Below are 26,212 nucleotides of genomic sequence, written 5' to 3'. Positions count from 1 at the left end.
TTGGAGAATGTGACAAAAAAACCGCCTTTCGGCGGCTCCTAGCGAGCATTGGCGAGCTAATTTGTTGATTAAATTGGTTATTTATACAAACTCACAATCCTTTGGTCCACGGTTCAAGTCCGTGCGGGCCCACCAAGTTCAAAAAGCCATCCTTCGGGGTTAATGCAGTTCAGTTAAGGCTCTTTTAGGTGACGAACGGCGTAACGAGCCGGTCTGGCTTTGACGACACGGGGGCATTTTCGCCCCCGTCGTTTTTCCACGATAGCCATCTGCAACTGCAAACGCAGGCGCGCCAGATGGGACGGCAGTTTCCCCGGACTCATTCCCGCCGCCCAGATCAGTTCGTGCTGGATGATGTGCAGTGCGCGCAGGAAGCTCAGATCGGTCGGAGCGACGCGCGCTTCAGTGGCCGCCTTGGCGATTTCAAGTCTGATCAGGTTGTAGGCAATTAAGGCCCCCCAGATTTCCTGATTGACCCCTTCGGGCAAACGCGAGCGCAAGGTCAGCGCTTCGCCCAGCATCGATTGCTTGAGCTCGCGGTAGCTGGTTTCAATTTCCCAGCGCCGGCGATAGCAGTCCGCCAGATCCTGCGCTTTGAAGCGGCGGCGATCGAACAATGAGGTCAGCAGTACCCGGCTTTGACCATTGGCCGACTCGACTCGAATGGCACGGGCCTCCCAGGCCTCGGGCAGATCAGGGGCCTTGACGCGCGCTTGAGGAGATATACGCAAACGAACCCGACAATCCTCGGGCGTTCCCGACAGGACTTCGTATTGCGTGTTGGACTTGGCGGGGATCAGGTAATGCCGCTCGGTGCCCGCAGCACTCAAGCCCAACAATATTTCCGCAGAAACAAAGCCCTTGTCGAAGACGGTCAGGGAATGGTCCTCGATCCGACCGATCAGCGCCTTGGCGTAAAGCATTTCGTTCTGGCCGTATTGGCCAAACTCGATGGCCGAGACCAGATGGGTGGGCAGTGCCGTCAGGCTGACGGCACGCACCTGAGGATAGGAGGCCACTTTGCCGCTGGCGTAGCGTTGGGCACCAAAGAATTCGCGGTTCTCGGGGCTGTCCGGCACCCGAAAGGTGGTGCCATCGACCGCCCATAGCGAAAGTCCCTTCCACTGATTCGCGACCTTCTCCTGTGCGCACCAGGCTTGGGCCGTTTGCTCGAACAACCATTGCAGCGGGGCTTGGCCAAGGCGAGCCCGCGCCTGCGTGATCGCACTCTTGCAGACCGCCTCGATTCGGGTGTCGGGCAAGGCCAGATCCAGGGTGCTGAGTACTTCTTCCATCGACTGGCGACGAAACAACGCCAGGGCGATCACCAGCCAGACCACTTGCTCCGCCGGCAAACGACGGCGGCGAACACTCGCCACCCCATGCGCGCTGAGCGCCTGCTCAATCCACTCATACGGCAAATGAGCCGCCAGACGATCGAATCCGATCGTCGGCATGACATCTGTCGTAATGGAGAGCTGGCTGGACAACATCGTTCGCCACGTTAACCATTCGGCGAACTGTCCACAAGCCCCAAAATGAAAAATGCCGCTCACCTAAGTGAACGGCATTAATCCTTCGGGGTGGCTTTTTGCTGCCTGCAAACCGCTGGAGACTGGAGTCGCTCCTGCATTGCTCGTACAATCGAGTGGCAAGTTATTAAGAAGTCACTTTTGGAGTAAGAACATGTTTCCCGAATACCGCGATCTGATTACCCAACTCAAGACGACTGACCGCCACTTCCTCAACGTCTTCGACAAGCACAACGAGCTGGATCAGAAGATCAAGAATATGGAAGCTCGCCTGGAGCCGGCGACGCACGATGAAATCGAAGTACTGAAGAAGGAAAAGCTGTCGCTCAAGGATGAGGTTTACGGCTTGTTGCGTAAAGCCAGCGCCGCCTGAAACACAGCTTCTGCGGTCGTCGACCGCAACACGTCGCACACTGTAGCCCCGGCCACGATGCCGGGGTTTTTCATGGGTGGCCAGAAGAAGTTCGAAGGGTCGAGCCTAGTCCTGAACCTTGCGCCAGCCCCGGCTTTCCATGCAGGAAAACATGCGGCGCACGGTTTCGTTGGTCACTGCGCCGGATGATCCGGCATAAGTCTTGGCCTTGCATTGCTGCAGGTCGAACTCATAAAGCTCATTGCTGGCCCCGGCCTTTTCCCAATGCCACGACTGGCGCAAGGCACACGCCCCCGGCGCGAGCAATACGATGCACAGCATGCCGAACAATATCGGTTGATGGCGGTTGAGCGAAGGCACGAACAGCTCCATGAATAGTTGAGGCGACGAATAATAGCTGACCGGCAAAGCAAACCCGCCCTTTGACCTGGCAAGCCGTTTGTGCAACATTGAGCAATCGATTGCATCAGATGCCCGCGCCTTGAAACCTCTCTCTGCCGCTATCTGCACTTTCCGCAAGCAACTGGCCAATGTTGTGCTGGCACTGGCATGCGTCAGCGGCGCCATGGCGAGCGAACTGACGATTCTCAGCGAGGAATGGCCGCCAATCACGTTTTCAAACAACAAAGTCCCTGACGGCATGGCCGTCGAGGTCGTCAACGCAATTCAAGCGCGGCTTGGCAATCCGCAAGCCATCGCCATGGTGCCATTTGCCCGGGCTTACTCACTGCTGCTTTCAACCCCCAACATCATGCAGTTCACGATCGGGCGCAGCGATGAACGGGAAAAGCTGATGACCCTGCTTGGCCCGATTGCCATTGCCAAGACACAAGTATTCACGCGCAAGGGCAATGCCGCCCGACTGATCGCCCTGGGCGATGCCATTCACAAACTGCCGATCGGCACCTACCGCCACAGCATTTTCTCCAAAACAGCGGAAAGCCAGGGGTTTACGGCCATTGAACTGGCTGCGACACCGCAAATCACGGCCAACATGCTGATGCGCGGACGCGTCGAAATGTGGGTCGACGGCAGTCTGGCGATCCCGGCCATACTCAAGGAAGCCGGCTATTCGATCGACGATGTCGAACCGGTGATGACGCTCGACAGCCTTGAGCTCTATCTGGCTTTCTCACCCGGCACCAACGGCCAGACAATCAACGCCTGGGAAAAGGCCCTACGTGACATGAAGCAGGATGGCACCTTCGGGCGCATTCACCAGAAATGGCTGGGCCGCGAACCGGTGCCGCTGGAAACCCGACGTCTCGGCCTGAACCCACGCTGAAAGACTGCCGCGGTCAACGGGGCCGCAACCCCCAAAACCACCGCCCGCATCAGCAACCCTATTTTTTCTCCAGCTGATCATAAACAGCCGTCGCAACGCGGGCCAGATCGCCCTTGGCAATCCCACCCGACAAGGCATAACCGAACTGTCCATCAACCCAGTAAAAGACGTTGACCGCGCCCTCCTCGGCAAAGCGGAAACCGGTGTCGTGCCGGGCCTGGCTTTCGGTCGTGACATACAAGGTCAGACGCTGGCCGCTGGCCTCCTGGTACATGAACTGGGCGACCGGCCCGCTATTCCCCGGCAACAGACGTCCGCCAATCAATTCGTAACCCAGACTGCCCAGCTTCGGGGGCTGGACCGGCTGGCCCAAGCGCTTCGACAGCCACTTGACCAGTTGCTCCTCCTGCTCAGCCGCAACCTCGACCGGACGCCGCACATCCGGGCTGTAAACAACGTGGGCAACGGCCGCCTGACGTGGCAACGGCACCATCTGAGCACTTAATTCCGGCGCCCGGTACTGGGCATGCCCCAGCCAGCCGCCAAGACCGCCGAGCGCAGCAATCAGCAAGCCGGCCGCAATGCGATCGAGCGACCAGCGCGTCAAAAACGAGGGTTTGGCGAGGTCGACCGCGACAACCGCCGGCGCGCTCAAAGCCTGCAAATGTGCCGGCACGGGCTCGTCGAGTAGCGGATCAAACAAGGCCTTGAGCGCCTGGTTCTGAGCCCGATAGAGCCGCACACGCTCGGCCTCCTCCGGGCTGGCCGCCAGATACGCCTCGACCGCCTGACGCCGGGACTCGGGTAAAGCACCGTCGACATAAGCGTGCACTTCGCTTTCGTGTATTGAATCCGTCTTCATCGCACCAGCCTCAAGGCCCCTCCCGGCATATCGCCGGCCATCAGCAAGCGCAGACGCTCGCGACCACGCGACAAACGCGACATGACCGTGCCCAATGGAATGTTGAGCGACGCAGAAATCTCGGCATAACTCATCTCCTCCAGAGCGACGAGCAGCAGGATTTCACGCTGTTCGTCAGGCAACAGTTGCAGTGCCGCGGCAATATCCATCACTTCCAGCTTGTCGGTCTGAGTCGGGCGCGTCGCCACCTCATGCGCCGCATCGTCGATCGAATCGGTCGGCAATCCGGGCCGGCGCAACTGATCGACCCGCAAGTTGTGCATGATGCTGAACAGCCAGGCCCGCAAATCACTGCCGGAACGCCACTGCGCCAGCCGCGACCAGGCGCGTTCCAGCGTGTCCTGCACCAGATCATCGGCGGCCGCACGATCACGCAACATGGCCCGCGCGTAACGGCGCAGACGGGGCAGTTCGGCAAGGATCGCGCGGCTATCCACGAAATTGACTCAGGGCCGGGCAACACGCCAGACGTTGTTGAAACCATCGCCGGTCATATCTCCCGGCTTCTGGTCCTTGACCCAGTAGTAAAGCGGCTTGCCTTTCACGGCCCACTGCTTCTTTCCGTCATCGCGATTGATCAGGGTGTAGTCACCACCGGCGACTTCACCCTCGGCGGCATACAGCGGCGGCCAATTGCCGGCGCAGGGACCATTGCAGACCGACTTGCCGCTCCCGACCTGATCTTTGTCGAAGGTATAAAGCGTCATGCCCGTGCTGCCAGTCAACACGCCATTGGCCACCATCACCGGCGCGCCAGGACGAGCGTCGAGAACCGAGCAAGCCGTCAACCAGATCGGGACGGATAAGGCGCACATCAGTTTTTTCGTGTTCATGATCATCTCCGTGTGTTTTTTGGGGGCTACACCGGGATAAACGGCAGGCGGGCAGCTTTTATTCCCGCCGGCACAAAATCATGCGGCCCCCAGCCGCCACAGCGAAGTAATCTCGGCTGCGCGAGCCGCATGCAAAGGATCATTCGGGTCACGCGCCTTGGGGTGCTTTGGGCGGGTATCCAGGCGGCCGAGCACTTTCAGCCCGGCGGCGGCAATCCAGCCCAGCAACTGCTCGCGAGAACGCAGGCCAAGATGCTCCGCCAGATCGGAAATGATCAACCACCCCTCGCCGCCCGGCGCCAGATACGCGGCCAACCCGTTCAGGAAACCGCGCAACATCTGCGAATCGGGATCGTAAACCGCATACTCGACCGGCGAACTCGGCTGGGCCGGCACCCAGGGCGGATTGCAGACAATCAGCGGCGCACGTCCGGCCGGGAAAAGATCGGCCTTCAACACCTCGATGGCTGCGGTCAACCCGAGATTTTGGGCATTTTCGCTGGCACAGGCCAACGCCCGCTCATCCATGTCGGTGGCGACAACGCGCGCAATGCCGCGTCGGGCCAGCACGCAAGCCAGAACGCCGGAGCCGGTACCAATATCGAAGGCCAGCTGACACCCGGCCGGCAGCGGCGCTTTGGCCAGCAAGTCGACGTACTCGCCACGCACCGGCGAAAAAACACCAAAATGCGGATGAATCCGGGCCCCGAGCGCCGGCACCAGCGCGCCTTTCTTGCGCCACTCCCAGGCGCTGACCAGCGCCAGCAGGCCGCGCAGGGAAATCAGCGAATCGACGCTTTCCGGCCCCAGTGCGGCGCGGCAAGCGTCACGCACATCCTGCCCGCGGCGCAGCGCAATTGAATAATCGGCCCGCAAGGGGACCAGCACGGAAGCCAGAATGGCAGCTCGCCGCCCCTGGTTCTGCCGATGCTGTTCAAATGCCTCGGCCAAGGTCGGCGGTTTTTTCGTTGCCCCTTCACGCGGTTTACGGTCAGCCCGCCGGGCAAGCGCCTGCAGCAAATTACGCGCATTCTGGTAATCGCCCCGCCAGAGAATCGCCGTTCCCTGAAGCGCAAGGCGATAGGCTGCATCGGCCGTCATCGTATCGTCTCCCGGCACGATGCATTCAGGGGGAGGTAAGGCCGCCTCGGAACGCCAGCGGGCTGCGTGTTCAACACCGTCCTCAAGCCAGCGCGCGACAGGAAAATTAGTCTCGGTCATGCCGCATTGTAGGGGAGAAAACAAACGGCCGCGCAGCCTTGGCCGAAAGCTGCCAACAATCTGGTGGCGGCGATTCACGGAACTTCAACAAGAGTATTGAATTGCCCAAAACTCAGGTAACCTGTGCCAGCCCGATTCATTCCAACTCGATAAAAATGCGCACCAATCTTCCGGTCACCCACAGAGAAATCGCGATTACCGATCAGCATCGGATTGTTTCCAAGACTGACCTGAAAGGGCGAATTACTTACATCAACAAAGATTTTGTCGAGATCAGCGGCTTTTCAGAGCAGGAGCTGATCGGGCAAGCCCACAATATCGTTCGCCACCCCGACATGCCGGAGGCCGCCTTTGCCGATCTCTGGCGCGACCTGAAAGCCGGGCGCCCATGGATCGGACTGGTCAAAAACCGCTGCAAGAACGGCGATCACTACTGGGTCGAAGCACATGTATCCCCGGTACTTGAGGATGGGCAAGTCACCGGCTACCTGTCGGTACGCCGCCGGGCCAGCCAGGCGGCAATTGAAGCAAGCCACCAGGCTTACCAGGCACTCCGCGAAGGGCGCATGCCGGGCAAGACGATTGCGCACGGCAAACTGGCCGGCACCGGCCTGCTCGCAGCCTGGAAAGACCGCTTGTCGCACATGCCGATCTCCCTGCGTTTCCTGCTCCCGAGCATTGCCGCACTACTCCTTGTGATGGCCGCGACGACCTTCTTTGTCGGCCAGCAAATCCGGCAGCAACTCAGCGCAGCCGGTGAAGATGATTTGAAGCAACGCGTCCAACTGGTGCATGCCATGATGGAAAGTACGGTCGATGCCGTCGAACGCGAGGCAAGTCGCCTGCTCGACATCTATGCCGCGCGCTATAGCGGAAGTTTCACGGTCGACGAGGGCAACGGCACGGTTCCGCTGTTGCGCCACAACAAGATCGTGGTCAATGACCGCCATGACGAAGAAGATGCCTTCGCCAGAATTACTAACGGCCCGACCGCCACGGTACTGGTCCGGCGCGGTAACGAATTTGTCCGGATCGCCACCTCGCAGAAAAACGACAAGGGCGAACGGATGATTCTTACCGCGCTCGACAAGGAAAGCCCAGTCACCGAAAAACTCCTTGCCGGCAAAACCTATATCGGGCGCACGACCAGCCAGGGCAAGGACCGTGTTTCCGCCCTGAAACCGATCAAGGATGAAAACGGAAAAGTCATCGGGGCATTCGGCATCGGCTATTTCATCACCCAGGAAATGACCACCCTGCGCGATCGCATCAAGGCGATCAGGATCGGTCAATCCGGTTACGTCTACGTCATCGACGCCCAGCCCGGAAAACGCCAGGGCGAACTGTTCATCCACCCGGCCAAGGAAGGCAGCAATGTGCTGGACGCCAAGGATGCCGGCGGCCATGCCTTCATCCGTGAAATGCTGGAGCGCCGCGAAGGGACGATTCGCTATCCATGGCAAAACACCGAACTGGGTGAAACATCAACGCGCGAAAAGATCGTTGCCTTCCAGACCCTGTCCAAATGGAACCTGCTGATCGGCGGCGGCACCTATCTCGACGAATTCGACCAGGTTTCGAAGCGGCTCTACATCAGCCTGATCATCGCCGGCGCTCTGGTCGTCACGGCACTGACCCTGATCATGCTCTGGATTTCGCGCCAGGTCATTGTCCGCCGCCTCAACGCCTCGCTCGATTGCCTGCACGCCCTGTCCACCGGCCGCTACGACTCGGTCATCGACATTTCGACCAATGACGAACTGGGCAAGGTCATGCAGGGCCTGGAAAGCATGCAAAACCGGATGGGCTTCGAAGTCTCCGAGGCGCGTCGCCAGGCCGATGAAATGACACGCATCAAGATCGGCCTGGACAACGTCGCGACCAATGTCCGCATTGCCGATAACGAAGGCACCGTCCTTTATATCAACCATGCGCTGCACAAGACCTTCAGCGCCGATGCGGCTGCCTTCAGGAAGATGGACCCGACCTTTGACCCGGAAAAACTGATCGGCTACGACGTCTGCCGTCTTTATGCCGACCCGCAGGCTGCCCGGCAACGGCTGCGCAACCTGTCAAGCAGCACCCAGGCACAAATGGTACTGGGCAGCCGGACCTATCGGGTAACCACGACCCCGGTCATCAGCGATGCCGGCGATCGTCTTGGCTCGGTCGGCGAATGGCTGGACATTACGGATCAGTTGAATGCCGAGACCAAACTGACCGAAGTCATCCAGCAGGCAGCCGACGGCAATTTCTCGGTGCGCCTCGACCTGGCCAGCAAGGAAGCCTTCTTCACCCAGGTCGAAGCCCTGATCAACAAGCTGCTGAGCAATGGCGAAAGTGCCTTGAACGAACTTTCCTCGGTGCTCTCATCGATTGCCGCGGGCGATCTGACCCGCCAGATCGCGTCGGACTACCACGGCGTTTTTGGCGAACTGAAAACCGACACCAACACGACTGTCAGCCGACTGAAAGAGATCGTCGGGCAAATCAAGGAGGCTGGCGACGCGATCAATCTGGCCTCGCAGGAAATCGCCAGCGGCAACAACGATCTTTCGCGCCGTACCGAAGAGCAAGCCAGCAGCCTGGAAGAAACCGCCAGCTCGATGGAGGAACTCAACACCACCGTCCGGCAAAATGCCGACAGTGCCAACCAGGCCCACCGACTGGCCAGCAACGCCAACCAGATTGCGTCGCAGAGCGGTGAGATGGTCGGTCGAGTGGTTGCCACCATGAGCGACATCCAGAAAAGTTCGCACAAGATTGCCGACATCATCGGCGTCATCGACAGCATCGCCTTTCAAACCAACATTCTGGCGCTCAACGCAGCGGTCGAGGCAGCTCGCGCCGGCGAACAAGGGCGCGGCTTTGCCGTCGTGGCCACCGAAGTGCGCAACCTGGCCCAACGCAGCGGACAAGCCGCCAAGGAAATTCGCGGCCTCATTTCGGAATCGGTCGCCAAGGTCGATGGCGGCGTCAGCCTGGTACGGGAAACCGGCGAAACGATGAACAGCATGGTCACCTCGTTCCAGCAGGTTGCAGACCTGGTGACCAACATCGCCGAGGCCAGCAAGGAGCAAAGCACCGGGATCGATCAGGTAACCAACGCCGTGAGCCAGATGGACGAAGCCACCCAGCAGAATGCGGCGCTCGTTGAGCAAGCGGCAGCGGCGGCCGAGGCGCTTGAAGAGCAAGCCGGTGTCCTGGCCGGCACGCTCGGTCGCTTCAAGCTTTCTGCCGCCGACGGCAAGCCGAGTCCCAAACTGGCTCATGTACAACGGGCGCCGGTAGCGGCACCTCGCCGTCCGACCGTTCGCGCCCTGCCCGCCGCCCTCCAGGAAGATGAATGGGCCGAGTTCTGAGCAGATAAAACAGGGGTGTGAGTGGAAAGCCGGCCGATAAGCCGGGTTCTGTTCCCCCCTTGCGGGGTTCGGCAATCATTCCTCTAGGCCTGCCGTTACCGACAGGCTCAAGCAACCTACCCGGAAGCAGCGCGGGCCACGCCTCAGCTTCCCTATTTGGTCTTGCTCCGGATGGGGTTTGCCATGCCGCTGAACGTTACCGCCAGCGCGGTGAGCTCTTACCTCGCCGTTTCGCCCTTACCTGATCCCCTTGCGGGGCCATCGGCGGTTTATTTTCTGTTGCACTTTCCGTTGCCTTGAGTCGCTCGACTTTCGTCTCGCGACCGTATAGCACCCAGCCGTTAGCTGGCATCCTGCCCAATGGAGCCCGGACTTTCCTCCCGATACTTGCGTATCCAGCGATTGCCTGGCCGACTTTCCGGGGCGGATTATACGCTGCGTTTTCAGGGCGCGACGGGAAGGCTGCTGCGGTCGACCACCTTGCGCAGCACAAAACTGGTGTGCACCCCGGTCACGCCCTGGATTCGGGTAATTTTATTGAGCAGCAAATCCTGATAGGCGTCCATGTCGCGCACCACCACTTTCAACTGGTAGTCGGATTGCTGGCCGGTAATCAGCAGGCATTCGAGGATTTCCGGTATTTCCCCAATGGCCGCTTCGAGATTGGCAAAACGCTCCGGCGTGTGCTGATCCATTGAAATACCAATCAGCGCCATCAGCGACAAGCCCAGCTTTTTGGCATCGAGCATGGCCCGGTAGCCGGTAATCAAGCCCGACTCCTCCAGCACACGCACCCGGCGCAGACAAGGCGAGGCGGACAAGCCGATACGGTCGGCCAGGTCCTGGTTGCTGATCCGGCCATCCTGCTGCAGCACCCCCAGAATCAGGCGGTCATAACGGTCGATTTCCATTAAATTTCTCGAAAAATTAATACCCGGAAATTTTACGCCACAAACCGAACAAAAGACGGCATAAAATTGCTAAATCAACGCATTTCAAAGACAAATACGCAAGCACCTGCCGGCCATCTTTGCGTAATATTCGTCCATCGAATCAACGCCGTCTGCCCAGGAGTCCGCATCATGTCGCAAGCATCCACCGCCAAGTACACGCCCTTCCCGCCCGTGCAAATCACCGACCGCCAATGGCCGGGCCGCACCATCACGCAGGCGCCGATCTGGATGAGTACCGACCTGCGCGACGGCAATCAGGCGCTTTTCGAGCCGATGAATGGCGAAAAGAAGATGCGCATGTTCAAGACGCTCTGCACCATCGGCTTCAAGGAAATCGAAATCGCCTTTCCGTCAGCCTCCGAAACCGAATTCGGCTTCGTTCGCGGCTTGATCGAAGGCGGCCACATTCCCGATGACGTCACCATCGAGGTTCTCACTCAGGCTCGCGAGCACCTCATCCGCCGCACCATGGAGTCGATCAAGGGCGCCAAGACGGCCATCGTCCATGTCTACAACGCGACGTGCAAAACCTTCCGCGAAAACGTTTTCGGCATGAGCAAGGCCGAAGTCGTCGCCATGGCAACCGACGCTGTGCGCCTCATCCGCACGCTTGCCGACGAAATGCCGGAAACGAAGATCACGCTCGAATACAGCCCGGAGCTTTTCACCGCGACCGAGCTCGATTTCGCCAAGGAAGTTTGCGATGCCGTCACCGCCGCCTGGGGTGCGACGCCGGAGCGCAAGGTCATCCTCAATCTCCCGACCACCGTCGAAATCGCCACGCCCAACATCTACGCCGACCAGATCGAGTGGATGCACAAGAATCTTGCCCGCCGCGACAGCGTCCTCATCAGTCTCCACCCGCACAACGACCGCGGCACCGCGGTCGCCGCCGCCGAACTCGGTCTCATGGCCGGCGCCGACCGCGTCGAGGGCTGCCTCTTCGGCAATGGCGAACGGACCGGCAACGTCGACCTCGTCACCCTCGCCCTCAACATGCACACGCAAGGCGTCGATCCGCAGCTCGATTTCTCGGACATCAACGCTGTTGCCCGCACCTACGAACACTGTACCCAGCTCCCGATCCATCCACGCCACCCGTACGTTGGGGATCTCGTTTTCACGGCCTTCTCCGGCTCCCACCAGGACGCCATCAAGAAGGGGTTTGCCGCTCAAAAGGCGGATGAGCAGTGGGCGGTGCCTTACCTTCCGATCGACCCGGCCGACGTTGGCCGCAGCTACGATTCGGTCATTCGGGTAAACAGCCAGTCGGGCAAGGGCGGCATTGCCTACCTTATGGAAACCGAGCACGGTATCGTCATGCCGCGCCGACTCCAGGTGGAATTCTCGGGCGTTGTCCAGCGACACACCGACACCCACGGCGGCGAAATGAGTGCCGACGACATCTGGGGCTTGTTCTCGAAGACCTACCTCGAAGCCGGCAGCCCGATTCTTTACCGCGAACACCATCTCTTCGAGCACGGCGGCGCCCAGGGCATCCGCATCAGTCTCGACATCGGCGGTACGTCGCACATCCTCAGCGGCGAAGGCAACGGCCCGATCAATGCTGCGGTCCACGCCTTCCAGAGTGCCGGAATCAATATCCAGGTCCGCAGCTATGAAGAACGCTCGATGGTGCCGATGGGCGAAGACGGCAATGCCCGGGCCTGCGCCTTCATGGAAATTGCCAGTACCGGGCGCGGTGAATGCTACGGTGTCGGGGTCGACAGCAACATCGTCACCGCCTCGATCAAAGCCTTGATCAGCGGCGCCAACCGCATCGGTGCCGCACAGGCCGACGCGCCGGGCGAGCAGGCTGCCTGAGCCGGAAAACCCGCTTCAACCCCTTGCGGCCAATACCACAAAAAAGCAGGCAAGGGGTTGAATATCCGGACATTTTCCTTGCCACACCGAAACTGCCCGCGTAAGATGCGGGCAGCGTTGAACCGCAAGGTTTCAGCCTAATCGTTCTGCCCGCGTAAATGCTGTCTCCCTGCCGTGCCTTCGACTGACGAACTGCCGGCATCCCGAACTGCTCATTTCCCCGTCGCAAAGCGCCTTAAACGGTCAGCAGACCGGCCTCGCCGAGGCTGTATGCTGGCCACACCACAGGGAATTCATGGTTCGCATCCAGTTCGCAATCGATCTTCAATATGAACTGAGCTATCCCGGCGCCGATTTTGTCTTCAATATCCACGCCGCCCAGACGAAATCCCAGTCCATCGTCAGCGAGCAGCTGCAAATCAGCCAGCCGGTTGCCAGCGACATCCAGACCGACCCGGTCACCCGCGCCCGCTACCTTCGCCTGAACGCAGCCCCCGGCCCGTTGCACATCAGCTACCAGGCCACCGTCGATATCGACCAGCATGTCGGCGATCCGGCAAATATTCCGGAAATCCCCATCGCGCAACTGCCGCTTTCAGCACTGGCCTACATCTACCCCAGCCGCTATTGCCAGTCCGATCGCCTGGCCAATCTCGCGATGCGCGAATTCGGCCTGCTCGACAAGGGCTACCGCCGCGTCGAAGCGATCCGCAACTGGGTTAACCAGCAGGTCACTTTCCGTGGCAACACCAGCAACTCGGCCACGTCGGCGCTCGACACCCTGACCGACCGCGTCGGCGTCTGCCGCGACTTTGCCCACCTGATGATCGCCATCTGCCGAGCCCTGAGCATTCCGGCACGCTTTACGACCGGCATCGACTACGGTGCCGATCCGGCACTCGGCCCGACCGATTTCCATGCCTACGTCGAGGTCTTCCTCGGCGACCGCTGGTATCTGTTCGACCCCTCCGGCACGGCCATGCCGATGGGCTTCATCCGTCTCGGTACCGGACGCGATGCAGCCGACGTTTCCTTCGCCACCATTTTTGGCGGCGTCACCTCACTGCCGCCGCTCATCGCGGTGAGCGCCATTACCGAACCCGGCCAGGCATGGGAACTACCCCGCCACCGTCCGGAAGCCTTGTCGACCGATAGCGCGGTCGACGCCGGCTGAAACCCGAATCACATTTACAGGAGAACTACCCTTGGCAAAAGAAGAACTGCTTGAAATGCAAGGCGTCGTCAATGACGTGCTACCCGACACCCGCTTCCGCGTCACGCTGGAAAACGGTCACGAACTGATCGCCTACACCTCCGGCAAGATGAAGAAGAACCACATCCGCATCCTGGTCGGTGACAAGGTCACGCTCGAACTCTCGCCTTACGATCTGTCCAAAGGCCGCATCACCTTCCGTCACATCGAAAACCGCGGCGCACCGGCTCCGCAGCGCCGCCGCTACTAAGCGCCGGTCAGACGTGACAGAAAGGCCCGCCCGAACGGCGAGGCCAGCCAGACCAAACCTGCCACGTTGAACAGTACTGTTGCCCAGAATGCCGAGCGAAACTCGGCTTTCACCGATTTATGGCGCAGCAGTTGCTGGGCGAGCAAGGCCCCCGGCCAGCCGCCGATCAAAGCCAGGATGTGCAGCGTATCCTCGGGCGTGCGTCGCCCGCCGCGTCCGGCTGCCTGTTTGTCGGCGGCGTAAGCCACAAAGCAAACCAAACTGGCGACAAGATAGAAACCTGCAACCTTCCCCGACAAGCGCAAGAAGAAGGTTAACCCGGCGAAAAGCAAGATCAGGGCGACAATGGCTAACAGGGAAAATCCCCCCCACTGAGCAGCTTCTGGCGCCCGAACACCACGCCCAAGCCGTGCCGCTGCCTGCCGGCGAACATTGACCGCCCGCTTTCGGCCATCCGAAGCAAGCTGTATTGAAAATGTGAGCCGTTCATTTAATTCAGGACGACGCACTGCACCTTCAAAAGCCTTGATATGGACAAATATCTCAGCACCACCATCATGAGGCGAAATAAAACCGAAACCGCGATCATCATTCCAACGCGTAAGCCTGCCTTCGATTCTCATTGCGCACCTCAAAAAAATGAAGTTGGCATTATATAGAGGATTCGGTCATACCTGAGCGCAGTCGCCCCGGCCGGAATTGCCAGGTATCGTCGTAGTAAGCCGGATCTTCACTCTCGGCGGTTACTCCGGGAATGCCGAGCAGCGGAAGGGGCTGGAAGTCGCGCGGGCGGGTGTAGCGGCTGCTGGCCAAATCGGCCGCCAGACGCGTGTCGACCGCAGCAATCAAGTCTTCCGAGTGATATTGAAGCCAGTCCTCACTCACCTCGTAAAGCACGGCCTTGGCGGTCAGGCCACGAAATGGCTGGAGCAATTGCTCGTAAGTCGCATGGCCGAAAATAACGAAGCGCATGTACTTTTCAACGTCGGCACGATGCTCGACAAACAATGCCTTCCAGGAAAACTGGCGGAGCATTTCGAGCAAGGCCGGCCGAGTCGACAGCACGACAATGCCGCACTCGTCGAAGTGCGTCAGTGCATCGCGCATCGTGCCGCGCAACTCGCCAACCGGCGTCATCGCCTGGACGTGCGAAGCACTGACCGCATTCTTGGTTTTCGGGAAAGTCAGCCAGACCAGGGCGTTGAAGAAGTCATGCCAGTGATTGACGCGCGTCGCGACCTGTCCGGTTTCCCAGATGCGGCATTCGTAGACCGCGCCATCCATCGGCGGCGGGACGAAGCGCACCGGATGCGAACAACCGTCGACCAACACCGGAAAACGTTCTGCCAACTCAGCAACCGCGGCGGTATCCGGGGCGGAAGGCAGGAGATCGAGCCAGCGCCGCACGGGAAAAAAGAGCGGCGAGGCACAAGGGTGGCGCTCGCTCACTCGGCCGGCTTGTCTTCCGCCTCGGCCTCTTCCTTGACGAAGACCAGCTGGCCATTTTTCGGACGGAAAGTCCCGATGAACTTGCCCATGCCTTCTGGCGGTTCGGCATCCATCTTGATGAAGTTTTCGCAGGTTTGCGTTTCGGTCACATAGAGGCGCTTGCCGACCTTGACGATGAACGCGCCGGACGGCACCTGATAAATTTCGACCTTGCCGTTCGGCGAACCGCTGCCCATCGGGTGGCGCCGCATGCAGGTCGGCATGCGCGAGACGACCAGATAGAAATTGACCTTGTTTTCCCAGAAATAGGGCTGCTCGCGAATCAGCGACAGGACATGCTCGCGGGTATTGTCGATCTCATAGGTCGCGCCATCATTGACGCAGGCGCTCAGCAAGGGAACGGCCAACAGCGGCAGGAGAAGATGGCGCAGACGCATGATGATTTTCCTCAGAGCATTTTCCAGGGCAGCGTTTCACCGGCCCGCAGGGGCACGATGCTGTCGCTGCTGATGTACGGATAGCTGTCCGGCACCAGCCAGTCCTGCCTGGCCAGCGTAATTTTCTCGCTGTTGCGCGGCAGACCGTACCAGTCCGGGCCGTTGAAGCTGGCGAATGCCTCCAGTTGGTCGAGCGCCCCGGCCTGCTCGAAGGCTTCGGCATAGAGTTCGATCGCGGCATAAGCGGTGTAGCAACCGGCACAGCCGCAGGCCGCTTCCTTGGCGCCCTTGGCATGTGGCGCCGAATCGGTGCCGAGGAAGAATTTCGGACTGCCCGAAATCGCGGCGGCAAGCAGCGCCTCGCGATGCGTTTCGCGCTTGAGCACCGGCAGGCAATACCAGTGCGGCCGCACGCCGCCCTGGAAAATGGCATTGCGGTTGTAGAGCAGATGATGCGCCGTGATCGTGGCGGCCACGGTCGACGGTGCTGCCGCGACAAATTCGGCGGCATCCTGGGTGGTGATGTGCTCCATCACGACCTTCAATTTCGGAAAACGCTGGGTCAGCGGCAGAAGCACTGTGTCGATGAACATTTTCTCGCGATCGAACAGGTCGACCGCAGGATCGGTCACTTCGCCATGCACGAGCAACGGCAAACCGACGCGCTCCATTTCGGCCAGCGTGTCGTAAGCCTTGGCAATATCGGTCAGGCCGGCATCGGAATTGGTCGTGGCCCCGGCCGGGTACAGCTTAACCGCCTTGACGAAGCCGGAAGCCGCGGCTTTGGCGACTTCAGCGGCGGGCGTGTTATCCGTCAGATAAAGCGTCATCAGCGGCTCGAAGTTCATGCCGGCCGGCACAGCAGCCAGAATGCGCTGGCGATAGGCCGCCGCCTGCTCGACCGTCGTAACCGGCGGTTTCAAATTGGGCATGACGATGGCGCGGCCGAACTGGCGGGCGGTATGCGGCAGCACGGCGGCAAGCGCCTCGCCATCGCGCAGATGAAGGTGCCAGTCGTCGGGTCGGGTGAGGGTAATTTGCATGCTTTTTCTCGATGGCTATTTACAGGATTTTAACAGGGAGAAGAAAAAGCCACCGCGACATTCTGGCTTTGCCGCGGCCCATCGCCCCCGGGATTGCGCTTAATTGAGGCGTTTGGCCGACTGCATCAAGGCGGGAGGCACATCCTCAAGCAAGACGATATTCAGGCGCCCCTCGGCGGCACTTTGATCGCCTCCCCAAGGCGGCAGTTTTTCGTCGATCTGCTCAGGCAACAAGGTATACATCGCACCGGTCAGAGGATCGATGATCAACATCCCCCAGAAACCGCCAAACATCGCAAAATTGGCGAAGAACCAGCCACTGACGCGCGGCGTCAGATAAATCTCGGTCGTCTCGCAATATTCTTTTTCAATCCTGACCTTGTAGACCTCGGACTTGAAATAGCCCCGGCCTCTTGCCAGGGTTACGCTACCGGGACTCCTGCCGGCATACACCTGCTTGCCGGCTCGATTGGTAATCGTGATCCTGGCGTCGCTTGGCGTTGTATTGATCGCGAACGTCTGTGTCGACCCGTTGAAAATACTGGCACACCCCTGCAGCAGGATGGCGGCAAAACAAGCGATAAAAAACGATTTCACGGGCGGCATCCCTTGCAAAAGGGCTCCAGGCAAACAAAACCGAATTATACCGAATGAATTTCCGTCTCCGGACTCAGTCGCTCAGTGCAAAGCCGAGGTCAGGAAATCAGGTATCAGCCGCCGCTTGCTTGAGCGCCAGCGCACGTTCATAGAGCGCGTTCTTGGCGGCGCCGGTGATCGCCGCAGCCAGTTTGCTGGCCTGCTTGACCGGCAGCCCTTCGGCCAGCAGCAGGCCGAGAACCCGCTCACCTTCGCCGTCATCGGCATCGGCCGGCGCCCCGGAGACCATCAAGACGAATTCACCGCGCTGCCGATTGCTATCTTCCTTCAGCCAGTCGAGTGCTGCGGTCAACGGGCCGGAATGGATCGATTCGAACATCTTGGTCAGCTCACGGCCAATCACCAGCGTCCGCTCGCCGAGCACGGCCGCGAGGTCGGCCACCGTTTCGAGGATGCGATGCGGTGCCTCGTAAAAGACCAGCGCACAAGGATATTCGCGCAGCGCCTCGATGGCCTGGCGGCGCTGACCGCCCTTGCTGGGCAGAAATCCGTAAAACAAAAAATGCTCATCAAGCAGGCCGGATGCCGACAGCGCGGTCGTCGCCGCGCACGGCCCCGGCAAAGGCACGACCTTGCACCCCGCTGCCCGCACTGCCGCAACGACGCGAGCCCCCGGATCGGAAATACCTGGCGTGCCGGCGTCGGAAATCAGCGCCACGGCTTCGCCGGCCTGCAAGCGTTCGACAATCCGGGCGGCAGCCTCATGTTCATTGTGCTGGTGCGCTGGCAACGTCCGGGCCTGCGAGCCCAGTTGCTTGAGCAGGGGGCCGCTGTGCCGGGTATCTTCGGCGGCAACCCAGGGCACCGTGCGCAAAATCTCTTCGGCTCGACGCGTCAGATCGGCAAGGTTCCCAAGCGGGGTCGGGACGACATACAATGCGGCATATTCTTTTGTCATTTTTCCGGCATGCGGGCAAAAACAGACGATACCACCACCCAGCGAGGGCGCGAAGCCGAAACACTGGCGGCGCGCGTGCTGGAACGCCGCGGTCTACGCGTTCTCGAACGCAATTTCCGGATTCGCGGCGGCGAAATCGACCTGATCTGCCGCGACGGTTCGACACTGGTCTTTGTCGAAGTCCGCCTGCGCAGCCGCAGCGATTTCGGCGGCGCCGGTGCCAGCATCACCCCCAGCAAGCAGCGGCGCATCATTCTGGCGGCCCGGCATTACCTCGCCGGCAAGCCCGAGTGCGACTGCCGCTTCGACTGCATCCTGCTCGACCGGCTCGACGAGAGCCATCTTGAATGGATCCGCCATGCGTTTTCTGCTGACGCTTAACCTCCTCTGGCTTGGCATGGCGCATGCCGACCCACTGCACATGCTGATCCAGAGCTCGCCGCTGGCCGGCAGCCAGTATTACGCGGTCGACGAACGCTGGCGCGAGATGAAGATCGGCGACCGACTGTCCCTGATCCGCGAACCGGGCAACCGGCACGACCCCAACGCCATTCGGGTTGAATGGCGCGGCCACAAGCTGGGCTACGTCCCGCGAGCCGAAAACCGTCCGGTCGCTGCGGCGATGGACCAGGGTGATTCGCTGACTGCCCGCATTTCGCGCCTGCGCGACGAAGCCGATCCATGGCGCCGGGTCGAGTTCGAGGTCTTCGTCGAGCTGTGATGTAGAATGAGCCGGTTACCAGCCCCAACCAGCTAAAAATATGGATCTCATCGCCCGCGTTGCCAAGCATTTCGAAGACAGTGCCCACACCAAGCTCGACGCCATCGAGATGATGGCCGCCCCGATTGCTGCCGGCATCGAAACCCTGTTCAACAGCCTGATCAACGGCGGCAAGATTCTCGCCTGCGGCAACGGCGGCTCGGCGGGAGACTCCCAGCATTTCGCAGCCGAACTGATCGGACGTTTTGAAGCGGAGCGCCAGGAGCTGGCAGCCATCGCACTGACCACCGACAGCTCGATCCTGACGGCCGTCGGCAACGATTATTCGTTCAACCAGATTTTCTCCAAGCAAGTACGCGGTCTCGGCCATGCCGGCGACGTGCTGCTCGCCATTTCCACCTCCGGCAATTCGGCCAACGTGATCGAAGCGATCAAGGCGGCACACGATGCCGACATGATCGTCGTCGCACTGACCGGCAAAGGCGGCGGCCTGATCGGCGAAATGCTGCGCGACGACGACATCCATCTGTGCGTTCCGGCCGACCGGACGGCACGCATCCAGGAAACCCACCTGCTGGTCATCCATTGCCTGTGCGATGGGATCGACGCCCTGCTCCTCGGAGGTGAATGATGCATAAATTCAAACTCGGCCTCGGCGCCGCCGCCCTGATTCTGGCCCTGCCGATGCTCCAGGGCTGCATTCCGGCGGTCATCGCCACCGGTGCTGCAGCCAGCGTGATGAGCGCCCACGACCGCCGCTCGACCGGCACCCAGACAGACGACGAAACGACCGAATGGAAGGCCGCCCAAGCCGTTCCCGAAAAGTACAAGGCCCTGGCCCACATCAACTACACGGCCTACAACCGCCGTGTGCTGATTACCGGTGAAGTTTCAAGCGAAGAAGCCAAGGCCATCGTCGGAGAACAGACCGGCAAGCTCGAAGGTGTGCGCGAAGTCTTCAACGAACTGGCCATCGCACCGGCCTCGGCCCTCGGCAATCGCAGCAACGACGCCTACATCACCTCCAAGCTGAAAGCTCGCCTGGTCGACTCGAACCAGCTCTCGGCCAACCACATCAAGGTTGTCACCGAAGCCGGCGTCGCCTACCTGATGGGCATCGTCACCGAACGTGAAGCCAAGGTTGCCGTCGCCATCGCCCGCACGACCGACGGCGTACGCAAGGTGGTCAATGTGATGGAAGTCGTCAGCGATGCCGACGTACGCAGGATCGACAGCAGCGCCCCCGGCGGCGCCCGCACGGCACCGGCCCAGACGGCGCCGGTTGAAACGCGTTAATCAACCGTAGAAACTCATTGCGAGCCGCGCGCGGCAATCGGGCAAGCCCCTTGCCGCGCAGTTCGCAATGAAGACCCCGGCCTTGCGCTAACGCATGCCGGCCAGCCCCGGCAGCCAGGTTGCCAGCCCTGGCACCAGCGAAATCAGCAGCGCCCCGGCAAACATGGCAGCAACAGCCGGCAGGACGGAAGCCGCCACGTAGCGAATCGGCTTGTCGAACATGGCCGAAGCAAAATAAAGATTCATCCCGGCCGGCGGACAGAGAAAACCCATCTCGATATTGGCCAGGAAAATCACCCCGAAGTGCACCGGGTCAATCCCGTAAGCCAGCGCAACCGGCAAGAGCAGCGGGACCAGCACGATAATCGCGGCATAGATTTCCATCAACGCCCCGGCCAGCAACAGGAACAGGTTCAGCGCCACCAGAAAGGCCAGCTTGTTCGGCAGCATCGATTGAACCCAGTCGATCGCCGCATCGGGAACGCCGGCATCAACCAGGAAATTGGTCAGCCCCAGGGCCATGCCCAGAATCAGCATGATGCCGCCGATCACTTCGGCACAATGGGCCAGCGCCTGGCGCAAGAGCGGCCAATCAAGCTCGCGATGCGCCAGCGATTGGGTCAACAAGGCGTAAAGCGCTGTCAGGGCAGCACTTTCGGTCGGTGTAGCCACCCCACCGACGAGCGAACCGATCGCCACGAAGGGAGCCAGGATTTCCCATTTGGCGGCCCAGGCCGCGGCTCGAATTTCTGCGAAACCGGCACGCGGAACGGCGTTGACCGCGACAGTCCCGGTTTTCAGATAACCGCCAATCAACAACAGGCAGCCGACCATCACGACCGCCGGCAACAGACCGGCGAGAAACAGGGTGTTGATCGGTACACGGGCGATAATGGCGTACATGATCAACGGCACCGATGGCGCCAGCAGGACACCCAGCGCACTGGCGCTGGTCACCAGGCTGATGCCCCGGCGCTCGGGGAATCCAGCCTGGTTGAGCAAGGGCAAGAGCAAGCCGCCTAGCGCCAGGATGGTCACCCCGCTACCGCCGGTAAAGGCGGTGAAAAACGAGCAGAGGACCGCCGCCGCAATGGCCGTACCACTGACCCCGCTACCGAACAGCGAGCGGAACAGATGACCGAGCCGCCCGGCCGCACCGGTCCGGGCGAAGAGCAAGCCGGCCAGCGTAAACAGGGGCAGCGCCGGCAACGACGGATTGACGGTAATCTGATAATGACTCAGCGGGACCGAGGCCAGCGGCTGGCCATCCATCCAGAAAAGTGCCAGCGCCAGCCCACCCAGCACGGCAAAGACGGGAGCTCCGCACCAGAGAATCGCCAGCAGCCAGCAGACAAACGGCCAGACCGGCAGGGTCGTGCCGTCAAAATAGCGGGCGAAGCAGAAGCCGGCGAGTGGCAGAAGCACCGCCCCCAGGGCGCGCGGAACGGTTTTTGACGACAGGCGCGCGGCCATTCTCAAACCGAGCCAGGCAAAGCCGAACGGCATCGCCAGCTGAACCAGCCAGCCGGGAATGCCGTATGCCAGGTCGCGGGGCGCCTCCATTTCGCTTGCCACGAAACGCCAGCACGCTTCGCTCAGCATCCCGCAAAGGAGCGCAGAACTGACCCGGGCAAAAGCCTGTGCGGAGGCCTGCACGCGGCGGTTGCCCGAAGCCGCCAGTCCGCTGCCGAGCGTACTGAGATGTCCACCGCGTTCGGCCAGCAAGGCGCCGAACATGGCCAGCACCAGGCCCAGATGCTGGACCAGCGAAGGCGCATTCTCGATCCCCTGGCCGAAAACCGGGCGCAGCCCCATTTCGAGCAGGGGAATCAGCAACATCAAGCCGAGCGCAGCCGAGGCCAGCCATTCGTCAAAACGCCCCAGGCGAGGCAAGATGCCGGGCATCGCTTACTTGCCCTTACTGTTGCGATAGGTTTTAAGGTGGCCAACGACCTCATCGAAAGTCTCGGCCGGCACCATCTTGCCCCGCACCTTGGGATACAACTGGGCCGCCAGCGCCTGCCATTCCTTCATTTGTTCCGGATTCGGGGTGTTGACCGCAAGACCCCGCTTTTTCATCGCCTCGACCGCCTCATCAACCTCCTGACGCGCCCGGGCCCGGATTTGCGCACCGGCCTTTTCACCGGCCTCACGCACCTGGGCCTGCACCTCGGGCGACATTTCATCCCAGGATTTGCGAGTCACCACCAAGGCCCCGACAATCGGCGCCCAGTTGAGGTCGAGCATGTTCGGCGCGCTGTTATAGATCTGGGTCGCCAGCGCGAAATAAGGCGTCGATGGCACCGCGTTGATCATGCCCGTCTGGATGGCCGGCAAGATATCGCCGGTTTCCAGCGGCACCGGCGTATAGCCGAGATTTTTCATGATCTCCTGCTGCTCCAGTTCGCTGCCCCAGGCAAAGAACTTCATCTTCTTGTAGTCATCCGGACGCAACCCCGGCGCCTTCGAGAAAAACCTGACCCAGCCGGCATCGCCCCAGGCCAGGACGACAAATCCTTTGTCGAAAAACTTTTTCTCCATCGACGGGCGCATTTTTTCGCGCACATAATCGACCTCATCCCAACTGTTGAACATCAGCGGCATGGCCTGCAGCGCAGCAATCGACGGCTCGATCTCGCGCAACCCCACCACCGACAGCAGCCCGCCCTGCAACTGGCCGATGCGCATCCGGCGCACCATGTCGGTTTCCCCACCCTGACTGCCATCGGGATAAACCAGATACTTCGCCCCGCCGCCCTGGGCCGCCCGCCAGGTTTCGCCCAAAGTCATCAACTGGCGGTGATAGAGCGAATTCTTCGGCGCCAAAGTGCCGATTTTCAACTGTTTGTCGGCCGCCCATGCATGGCATGCCAGCAATCCGCCCAGAAGCAGCGCAATCCATTTGTTGTTCATTTTCTCTCCGCTTGTTTTCGTCATTCAGAACAGATCGTCAGCCTTGCTCAACAACCAGGCTGCCCGCTGCCGCATCACTTCGTTTTGCACGGCCAGCGGGCTGCCCGCAGCCTCCCGGATGGCCAGCGCCTGCCGGAGCAAGGTTTCGAACATCGGACGATCGCCGCCCGGCAAGGCATAGCCCTCGGCTTTGGCGACCAGCGCCGCCGCACCGGCGCCGCCGGAATCGCGAATGGCCTGATCGAAATAGCGCAAGGCCAGCGCCGGGCTCCCACCCGGACGGGCCGCCTCGAAGCTGCCCATCAGACCGCTCAGCGCCCCCTGCCCCCAGGCGGGATCGACACGCCAGGCGGCCTCGGCCAGACGAATGGCGAGCGGCAAATCAGCTACGACATCAGGCTCATCCTTGCTCAAGGAAATCCAGCCGCCCCAGGAAGCCGCCGCCCAATAGGCCAGGCCGACCTGGGCCGGCTCGATGCGCAAGGGGCTGCCCGGCGTACTGCCAGCCAATGCCGCAGCCAAACCGGGCTGGCTGGTTTCAAGCGCCGTCATCGCATGGCGATGGGCTCGAGCATAAAGCCCGGCGGCCCGACGGCGCAGTCGCTCGGCGGCAGCGGCATCGGTCGCCTCGATCCGGTCGGCGTCAAACGCCAGGAATGCATAGGCGTATTGCGTGAATCCGGCCGCCACGGCTTCGGCCAGGGCGCGATGCCCGGGTTGCTGGCGTAAAACCGTTTCCGACAACTTGAGATGAAACGGCGCCGCATCGCGCAGCAGGATCAGGTCGGTTTCATTGCCCAGCGCCGGGCTGGCCAGTTCATCCGCCAGGCTGCCAACGACCAGCTGGCGCGGCGAGCAGGCAGAAAGCCCGATCCCGACCAGCACCGCAAGCACTCCCCGCCTGAACCAAGGTGTCTGTAAGCGCACTTTCATCCCGCCGTAACATGCCAATGGGCAGGCACACTAGCCGGCCGATGTTACAACGCCGTGAAAGCTGCGTTTTACGCAAATCCGCTCACTTTAATGCCCCGTCATAGCCGCCCGGCGATATCAAACATTCCGGCAAAGTGCTAGATTCTTTGACTGACCTGAAAGCCGGCAGAAGCGGGCGGACGGGCAGCAAAAATAGCGCCCAAGGCGCATCGGGGAAATCATGACAGCACATTCAAAAGCAGCACTTCCGGCAATCACCGTTGCCGCCATCGGCGTGGTCTTCGGCGACATCGGCACCAGTCCGCTCTATGCCCTGAAAGAAATCTTCAACGGCCACCACCCGATTCCAGTCACCCCGGAAAACATCCTCGGCATCCTGTCGATGGTCTTCTGGTCAATCGTTGCGCTGGTCTCGGTCAAATACGTCGCGATCATCATGCGGGCCGACAACCGGGGCGAAGGCGGCTCACTCGCCTTGCTGGCGCTGATTACCGAACGGGCGAAAAATCCCCGCGTCTCCTGGGTGATTACCCTGCTCGGCATTTTTGCCGCCGCACTGTTTTACGGCGACAGCATGATCACCCCGGCCATTTCAGTACTTTCTGCGGTCGAAGGAATGGAACTGATCACGCCGAAACTGACCCCTTATGTCATCCCGATCACGCTGACCATCATCACCGTCCTGTTCTTCATCCAGAAACGCGGCACCGGCACTGTCGGCATGTTCTTCGGCCCGATCATGGTCGCCTGGTTCGGCATTCTCGGCGTGCTCGGCGCGCTGGAAATCCTGCACAACCCAAGCGTGCTGCTGGCCCTGCTGCCAACCTACGCTTTCCACTTCATCCAGACCCACCCGGCCCTGGCCTTCCTCGCCCTCGGTTCAGTCGTGCTGGCCGTCACCGGCGGCGAAGCGCTGTATACCGACATGGGGCATTTCGGGCGCTTCCCGATTCGCCTGGCCTGGTTTGGTTTCGTCATGCCGGCCCTGGTCCTCAACTACTTCGGCCAGGGCGCACTGCTGCTTGCCGAACCGGAAGCGATCGCCAGCCCCTTCTTCCACCTGGCACCCGACTGGGCCTTGATCCCGATGGTCATTCTGGCCACGGCAGCCACCGTCATTGCCTCGCAGGCCGTCATTTCAGGCGCCTTCTCGGTCGCCCGCCAATCGATCCAGATGGGGCTGCTGCCACGCATGCAGATCGTGCACACCTCAGGCCAGGAAGAAGGCCAGATCTACGTTCCGTTCACCAACTGGACGCTCTATCTCGCCGTCGTCGCCCTGGTCATCGGCTTCAAGAACTCGTCCAACCTGGCTGCGGCGTACGGCATTGCCGTCACCGGCACCATGCTGATCGACACCATTCTCGTCGCTTTCGTGATGGTCCTGATGTGGCGCTGGAACATGCTGGTCGTCGGCCTGGTCGCCGGCCTGATGCTGGCCGTCGATATCGCCTTCTTCGCCGCCAACGCCATCAAGATTCCCGAAGGCGGCTGGTTCCCGATTGCCATGGGCATCATCTCCTTTACCGTGCTGACCACCTGGCGTCGCGGTCGACGCCTGGTTTCGCTGGAAATGGCCAAGCAAAGCATCCCGATGGACGATTTCATCAATGCCATCGACGATGTGCACCGGATCAACGGCACCGCCGTCTTCATGACCAGCTCCAAGGAAGGCGTGCCGGCTGCCCTGCTGCACAACCTGAAGCACAACCAGGTACTGCACGACCGCGTCATCCTGCTGACCATCCAGACCACCGACACGCCTTACGTCAACGACCTGGACCGCATCTTCATCCACGACATGAGCAAGGGCTTCAAGCGCCTGATCGTGCGCTACGGCTTCATGGAAAGCCCGGATGTACCGGGCGCGCTGGAGCAGTGCAAACGCTTTGGAGAGCGCTTCGACCTGATGGAAACGACCTTCTACCTGTCGCGTGAAACCATCGTCCCGGCACTGACCCGGAAATTCTCCCAGCCACGGGCGCGCCTGTTTGCCGTGATGTCGAAGAATGCGACCAGCGCCAGCGACTTTTTCAAGATCCCGACCAATCGTGTCGTCGAACTCGGTACGCAGCTGGTGATCTGAGCGCCGCCCGG

At 60.8% G+C, this 26,212-nt stretch carries 27 protein-coding genes and 1 other RNA gene; 11 read left to right on the top strand and 17 right to left on the bottom strand.

The genetic code is table 11. The features are described 5' to 3' along the window. Positions 1-173: 173 nt before the first annotated feature. Positions 174-1,493, bottom strand: coding sequence for an IS4 family transposase (locus KI614_RS02695; protein ID WP_226405684.1), 1,320 nt, complete (start codon positions 1,491-1,493; stop codon positions 174-176). A 193-nt stretch (positions 1,494-1,686) separates the two neighbouring features. Between KI614_RS02695 and KI614_RS02690 the strand changes: the two genes are divergently transcribed. After that, positions 1,687-1,905: a YdcH family protein gene (locus KI614_RS02690; protein WP_203468583.1), complete on the top strand. Its 219-nt coding sequence runs from the start codon at positions 1,687-1,689 to the stop codon at positions 1,903-1,905. A 105-nt stretch (positions 1,906-2,010) separates the two neighbouring features. Here the strand turns inward: KI614_RS02690 and KI614_RS02685 are convergent, their stop codons facing one another. Then, on the bottom strand, positions 2,011-2,265 hold the full coding sequence (locus KI614_RS02685) for a hypothetical protein (protein WP_226407690.1): 255 nt from the start codon (positions 2,263-2,265) through the stop codon (positions 2,011-2,013). 121 nt (positions 2,266-2,386) lie between these two features. Between KI614_RS02685 and KI614_RS02680 the strand changes: the two genes are divergently transcribed. Beyond that, positions 2,387-3,190: a substrate-binding periplasmic protein gene (locus KI614_RS02680; protein WP_226407688.1), complete on the top strand. Its 804-nt coding sequence runs from the start codon at positions 2,387-2,389 to the stop codon at positions 3,188-3,190. Positions 3,191-3,248: 58 nt separating this feature from the next. On the opposite strand, the gene KI614_RS02675 is transcribed toward KI614_RS02680, so the two are convergent. From KI614_RS02675 to KI614_RS02660, 4 genes are all read right to left on the bottom strand, one after another. Beyond that, entirely contained in the window at positions 3,249-4,052 is an 804-nt protein-coding gene (locus KI614_RS02675) for an anti-sigma factor family protein (protein WP_226407686.1), read from the bottom strand. After that, positions 4,049-4,549 (bottom strand): RNA polymerase sigma factor, encoded by a 501-nt coding sequence (locus KI614_RS02670; RefSeq protein ID WP_226407684.1) that lies wholly within the window; start codon positions 4,547-4,549, stop codon positions 4,049-4,051. The genes KI614_RS02675 and KI614_RS02670 overlap by 4 nt, the downstream gene beginning before the upstream one ends. Before the next feature lie 9 nt (positions 4,550-4,558). Next, on the bottom strand, positions 4,559-4,945 hold the full coding sequence (locus tag KI614_RS02665) for a hypothetical protein (RefSeq protein ID WP_226407683.1): 387 nt from the start codon (positions 4,943-4,945) through the stop codon (positions 4,559-4,561). A 78-nt stretch (positions 4,946-5,023) separates the two neighbouring features. Beyond that, positions 5,024-6,166: a 50S ribosomal protein L11 methyltransferase gene (locus KI614_RS02660; RefSeq protein ID WP_226407682.1), complete on the bottom strand. Its 1,143-nt coding sequence runs from the start codon at positions 6,164-6,166 to the stop codon at positions 5,024-5,026. A 155-nt stretch (positions 6,167-6,321) separates the two neighbouring features. Between KI614_RS02660 and KI614_RS02655 the strand changes: the two genes are divergently transcribed. Continuing rightward, complete coding sequence (locus KI614_RS02655; RefSeq protein WP_226407681.1) at positions 6,322-9,528, top strand: Cache 3/Cache 2 fusion domain-containing protein; 3,207 nt, start codon at positions 6,322-6,324, stop codon at positions 9,526-9,528. 21 nt (positions 9,529-9,549) lie between these two features. On the opposite strand, the gene rnpB is transcribed toward KI614_RS02655, so the two are convergent. Both rnpB and KI614_RS02645 read right to left on the bottom strand, forming a co-directional pair. Then, positions 9,550-9,946: RNase P RNA component class A (gene rnpB / locus KI614_RS02650), an RNA gene on the bottom strand. Positions 9,947-9,971: 25 nt separating this feature from the next. Next, positions 9,972-10,439, bottom strand: a complete 468-nt coding sequence (locus KI614_RS02645) for an Lrp/AsnC family transcriptional regulator (protein ID WP_226407680.1) — start codon at positions 10,437-10,439, stop codon at positions 9,972-9,974. 171 nt (positions 10,440-10,610) lie between these two features. On the opposite strand from KI614_RS02645, the gene leuA reads away from it, so the two are divergent. The 3 genes from leuA to infA all read left to right on the top strand — a co-directional run bounded on the left by leuA (position 10,611) and on the right by infA (position 13,768). Next, positions 10,611-12,305 carry a 2-isopropylmalate synthase gene (leuA, locus tag KI614_RS02640; protein ID WP_226407679.1) on the top strand — a complete coding sequence of 565 codons (1,695 nt, stop codon included), beginning with the start codon at positions 10,611-10,613 and terminating at the stop codon, positions 12,303-12,305. Positions 12,306-12,600: 295 nt separating this feature from the next. Further along, the gene (locus tag KI614_RS02635) at positions 12,601-13,479 is read left to right on the top strand and encodes a transglutaminase-like domain-containing protein (RefSeq protein ID WP_226407678.1); all 879 of its coding nucleotides are present in this window, start codon (positions 12,601-12,603) and stop codon (positions 13,477-13,479) included. A gap of 31 nt (positions 13,480-13,510) precedes the next feature. Further along, entirely contained in the window at positions 13,511-13,768 is a 258-nt protein-coding gene (gene infA / locus KI614_RS02630; RefSeq protein ID WP_203468571.1) for a translation initiation factor IF-1, read from the top strand. Here the strand turns inward: infA and KI614_RS02625 are convergent. The 6 genes from KI614_RS02625 to rsmI form a co-directional block, all read right to left on the bottom strand. Further along, on the bottom strand, positions 13,765-14,391 hold the full coding sequence (locus KI614_RS02625; protein ID WP_226407677.1) for a DUF1294 domain-containing protein: 627 nt from the start codon (positions 14,389-14,391) through the stop codon (positions 13,765-13,767). The two genes, infA and KI614_RS02625, sit on opposite strands and share 4 nt — an antisense overlap. Positions 14,392-14,419: 28 nt before the next feature. Further along, a complete protein-coding gene (locus KI614_RS02620) occupies positions 14,420-15,217 on the bottom strand; it encodes a DUF3025 domain-containing protein (RefSeq protein ID WP_226407676.1) in 798 nt (265 codons plus the stop codon). Further along, complete coding sequence (locus KI614_RS02615) at positions 15,214-15,654, bottom strand: hypothetical protein (RefSeq protein ID WP_226407675.1); 441 nt, start codon at positions 15,652-15,654, stop codon at positions 15,214-15,216. The genes KI614_RS02620 and KI614_RS02615 overlap by 4 nt, the downstream gene beginning before the upstream one ends. Before the next feature lie 11 nt (positions 15,655-15,665). Then, positions 15,666-16,697, bottom strand: a complete 1,032-nt coding sequence (gene pyrC / locus KI614_RS02610; RefSeq protein ID WP_226407673.1) for a dihydroorotase — start codon at positions 16,695-16,697, stop codon at positions 15,666-15,668. Between the two features lie 99 nt (positions 16,698-16,796). Next, entirely contained in the window at positions 16,797-17,294 is a 498-nt protein-coding gene (locus KI614_RS02605) for a hypothetical protein (protein WP_226407671.1), read from the bottom strand. A gap of 106 nt (positions 17,295-17,400) precedes the next feature. Then, positions 17,401-18,252 (bottom strand): 16S rRNA (cytidine(1402)-2'-O)-methyltransferase, encoded by an 852-nt coding sequence (gene rsmI, locus KI614_RS02600; RefSeq protein ID WP_226407669.1) that lies wholly within the window; start codon positions 18,250-18,252, stop codon positions 17,401-17,403. Positions 18,253-18,261: 9 nt separating this feature from the next. On the opposite strand from rsmI, the gene KI614_RS02595 reads away from it, so the two are divergent. From KI614_RS02595 to KI614_RS02580, 4 genes are read left to right on the top strand one after another with little or no spacing between them, the layout of a single operon-like run. Continuing rightward, positions 18,262-18,633 carry a YraN family protein gene (locus tag KI614_RS02595; RefSeq protein ID WP_226407667.1) on the top strand — a complete coding sequence of 124 codons (372 nt, stop codon included), beginning with the start codon at positions 18,262-18,264 and terminating at the stop codon, positions 18,631-18,633. Beyond that, positions 18,611-18,973 (top strand): HIRAN domain-containing protein, encoded by a 363-nt coding sequence (locus KI614_RS02590; protein ID WP_226407665.1) that lies wholly within the window; start codon positions 18,611-18,613, stop codon positions 18,971-18,973. Before KI614_RS02595 ends, KI614_RS02590 begins: the two co-directional genes overlap by 23 nt. A gap of 40 nt (positions 18,974-19,013) precedes the next feature. Next, positions 19,014-19,604, top strand: a complete 591-nt coding sequence (locus KI614_RS02585; protein WP_203468563.1) for a phosphoheptose isomerase — start codon at positions 19,014-19,016, stop codon at positions 19,602-19,604. Then, positions 19,601-20,269, top strand: a complete 669-nt coding sequence (locus KI614_RS02580; RefSeq protein ID WP_226407663.1) for a BON domain-containing protein — start codon at positions 19,601-19,603, stop codon at positions 20,267-20,269. The genes KI614_RS02585 and KI614_RS02580 overlap by 4 nt, the downstream gene beginning before the upstream one ends. An 87-nt stretch (positions 20,270-20,356) precedes the next feature. Here the strand turns inward: KI614_RS02580 and KI614_RS02575 are convergent, their stop codons facing one another. From KI614_RS02575 to KI614_RS02565, 3 genes are read right to left on the bottom strand one after another with little or no spacing between them, the layout of a single operon-like run. Next, positions 20,357-22,174 carry a TRAP transporter large permease subunit gene (locus KI614_RS02575; RefSeq protein ID WP_226407661.1) on the bottom strand — a complete coding sequence of 606 codons (1,818 nt, stop codon included), beginning with the start codon at positions 22,172-22,174 and terminating at the stop codon, positions 20,357-20,359. 3 nt (positions 22,175-22,177) lie between these two features. Continuing rightward, positions 22,178-23,182: a TRAP transporter substrate-binding protein DctP gene (dctP, locus tag KI614_RS02570; RefSeq protein WP_226407659.1), complete on the bottom strand. Its 1,005-nt coding sequence runs from the start codon at positions 23,180-23,182 to the stop codon at positions 22,178-22,180. Positions 23,183-23,206: 24 nt separating this feature from the next. After that, positions 23,207-24,067 carry a TRAP transporter TatT component family protein gene (locus KI614_RS02565; protein WP_226407657.1) on the bottom strand — a complete coding sequence of 287 codons (861 nt, stop codon included), beginning with the start codon at positions 24,065-24,067 and terminating at the stop codon, positions 23,207-23,209. A 268-nt stretch (positions 24,068-24,335) separates the two neighbouring features. On the opposite strand from KI614_RS02565, the gene KI614_RS02560 reads away from it, so the two are divergent. Beyond that, a complete protein-coding gene (locus KI614_RS02560) occupies positions 24,336-26,201 on the top strand; it encodes a potassium transporter Kup (protein ID WP_226407655.1) in 1,866 nt (621 codons plus the stop codon). The last annotated feature ends 11 nt before the right edge of the window (positions 26,202-26,212 follow it).

The sequence above is a fragment of the Dechloromonas denitrificans genome (genome assembly GCF_020510665.1).
Taxonomy (GTDB): Bacteria; Pseudomonadota; Gammaproteobacteria; order Burkholderiales; family Rhodocyclaceae; genus Azonexus; species Azonexus denitrificans_B.
The sequence above is the reverse complement of the archived record's forward strand: the minus strand, read 5'-3'. Positions and strand labels throughout refer to the sequence as shown.

What these genes read in the sequence shown, in the direction of transcription:
- KI614_RS02695 (WP_226405684.1), bottom strand. Translation starts at nt 1,493, where the DNA reads ATGTTGTCCAGCCAGCTCTCCATTACGACAGATGTCATGCCGACGATC.
- KI614_RS02690 (WP_203468583.1), top strand. Translation starts at nt 1,687, where the DNA reads ATGTTTCCCGAATACCGCGATCTGATTACCCAACTCAAGACGACTGAC.
- KI614_RS02675 (WP_226407686.1), bottom strand. Translation starts at nt 4,052, where the DNA reads ATGAAGACGGATTCAATACACGAAAGCGAAGTGCACGCTTATGTCGAC.
- KI614_RS02665 (WP_226407683.1), bottom strand. Translation starts at nt 4,945, where the DNA reads ATGAACACGAAAAAACTGATGTGCGCCTTATCCGTCCCGATCTGGTTG.
- KI614_RS02660 (WP_226407682.1), bottom strand. Translation starts at nt 6,166, where the DNA reads ATGACCGAGACTAATTTTCCTGTCGCGCGCTGGCTTGAGGACGGTGTT.
- KI614_RS02655 (WP_226407681.1), top strand. Translation starts at nt 6,322, where the DNA reads ATGCGCACCAATCTTCCGGTCACCCACAGAGAAATCGCGATTACCGAT.
- KI614_RS02645 (WP_226407680.1), bottom strand. Translation starts at nt 10,439, where the DNA reads ATGGAAATCGACCGTTATGACCGCCTGATTCTGGGGGTGCTGCAGCAG.
- leuA (WP_226407679.1), top strand. Translation starts at nt 10,611, where the DNA reads ATGTCGCAAGCATCCACCGCCAAGTACACGCCCTTCCCGCCCGTGCAA.
- KI614_RS02635 (WP_226407678.1), top strand. Translation starts at nt 12,601, where the DNA reads ATGGTTCGCATCCAGTTCGCAATCGATCTTCAATATGAACTGAGCTAT.
- KI614_RS02625 (WP_226407677.1), bottom strand. Translation starts at nt 14,391, where the DNA reads ATGAGAATCGAAGGCAGGCTTACGCGTTGGAATGATGATCGCGGTTTC.
- KI614_RS02615 (WP_226407675.1), bottom strand. Translation starts at nt 15,654, where the DNA reads ATGCGTCTGCGCCATCTTCTCCTGCCGCTGTTGGCCGTTCCCTTGCTG.
- pyrC (WP_226407673.1), bottom strand. Translation starts at nt 16,697, where the DNA reads ATGCAAATTACCCTCACCCGACCCGACGACTGGCACCTTCATCTGCGC.
- rsmI (WP_226407669.1), bottom strand. Translation starts at nt 18,252, where the DNA reads ATGACAAAAGAATATGCCGCATTGTATGTCGTCCCGACCCCGCTTGGG.
- KI614_RS02595 (WP_226407667.1), top strand. Translation starts at nt 18,262, where the DNA reads ATGCGGGCAAAAACAGACGATACCACCACCCAGCGAGGGCGCGAAGCC.
- KI614_RS02590 (WP_226407665.1), top strand. Translation starts at nt 18,611, where the DNA reads ATGCGTTTTCTGCTGACGCTTAACCTCCTCTGGCTTGGCATGGCGCAT.
- KI614_RS02585 (WP_203468563.1), top strand. Translation starts at nt 19,014, where the DNA reads ATGGATCTCATCGCCCGCGTTGCCAAGCATTTCGAAGACAGTGCCCAC.
- KI614_RS02580 (WP_226407663.1), top strand. Translation starts at nt 19,601, where the DNA reads ATGATGCATAAATTCAAACTCGGCCTCGGCGCCGCCGCCCTGATTCTG.
- KI614_RS02575 (WP_226407661.1), bottom strand. Translation starts at nt 22,174, where the DNA reads ATGCCCGGCATCTTGCCTCGCCTGGGGCGTTTTGACGAATGGCTGGCC.
- dctP (WP_226407659.1), bottom strand. Translation starts at nt 23,182, where the DNA reads ATGAACAACAAATGGATTGCGCTGCTTCTGGGCGGATTGCTGGCATGC.
- KI614_RS02560 (WP_226407655.1), top strand. Translation starts at nt 24,336, where the DNA reads ATGACAGCACATTCAAAAGCAGCACTTCCGGCAATCACCGTTGCCGCC.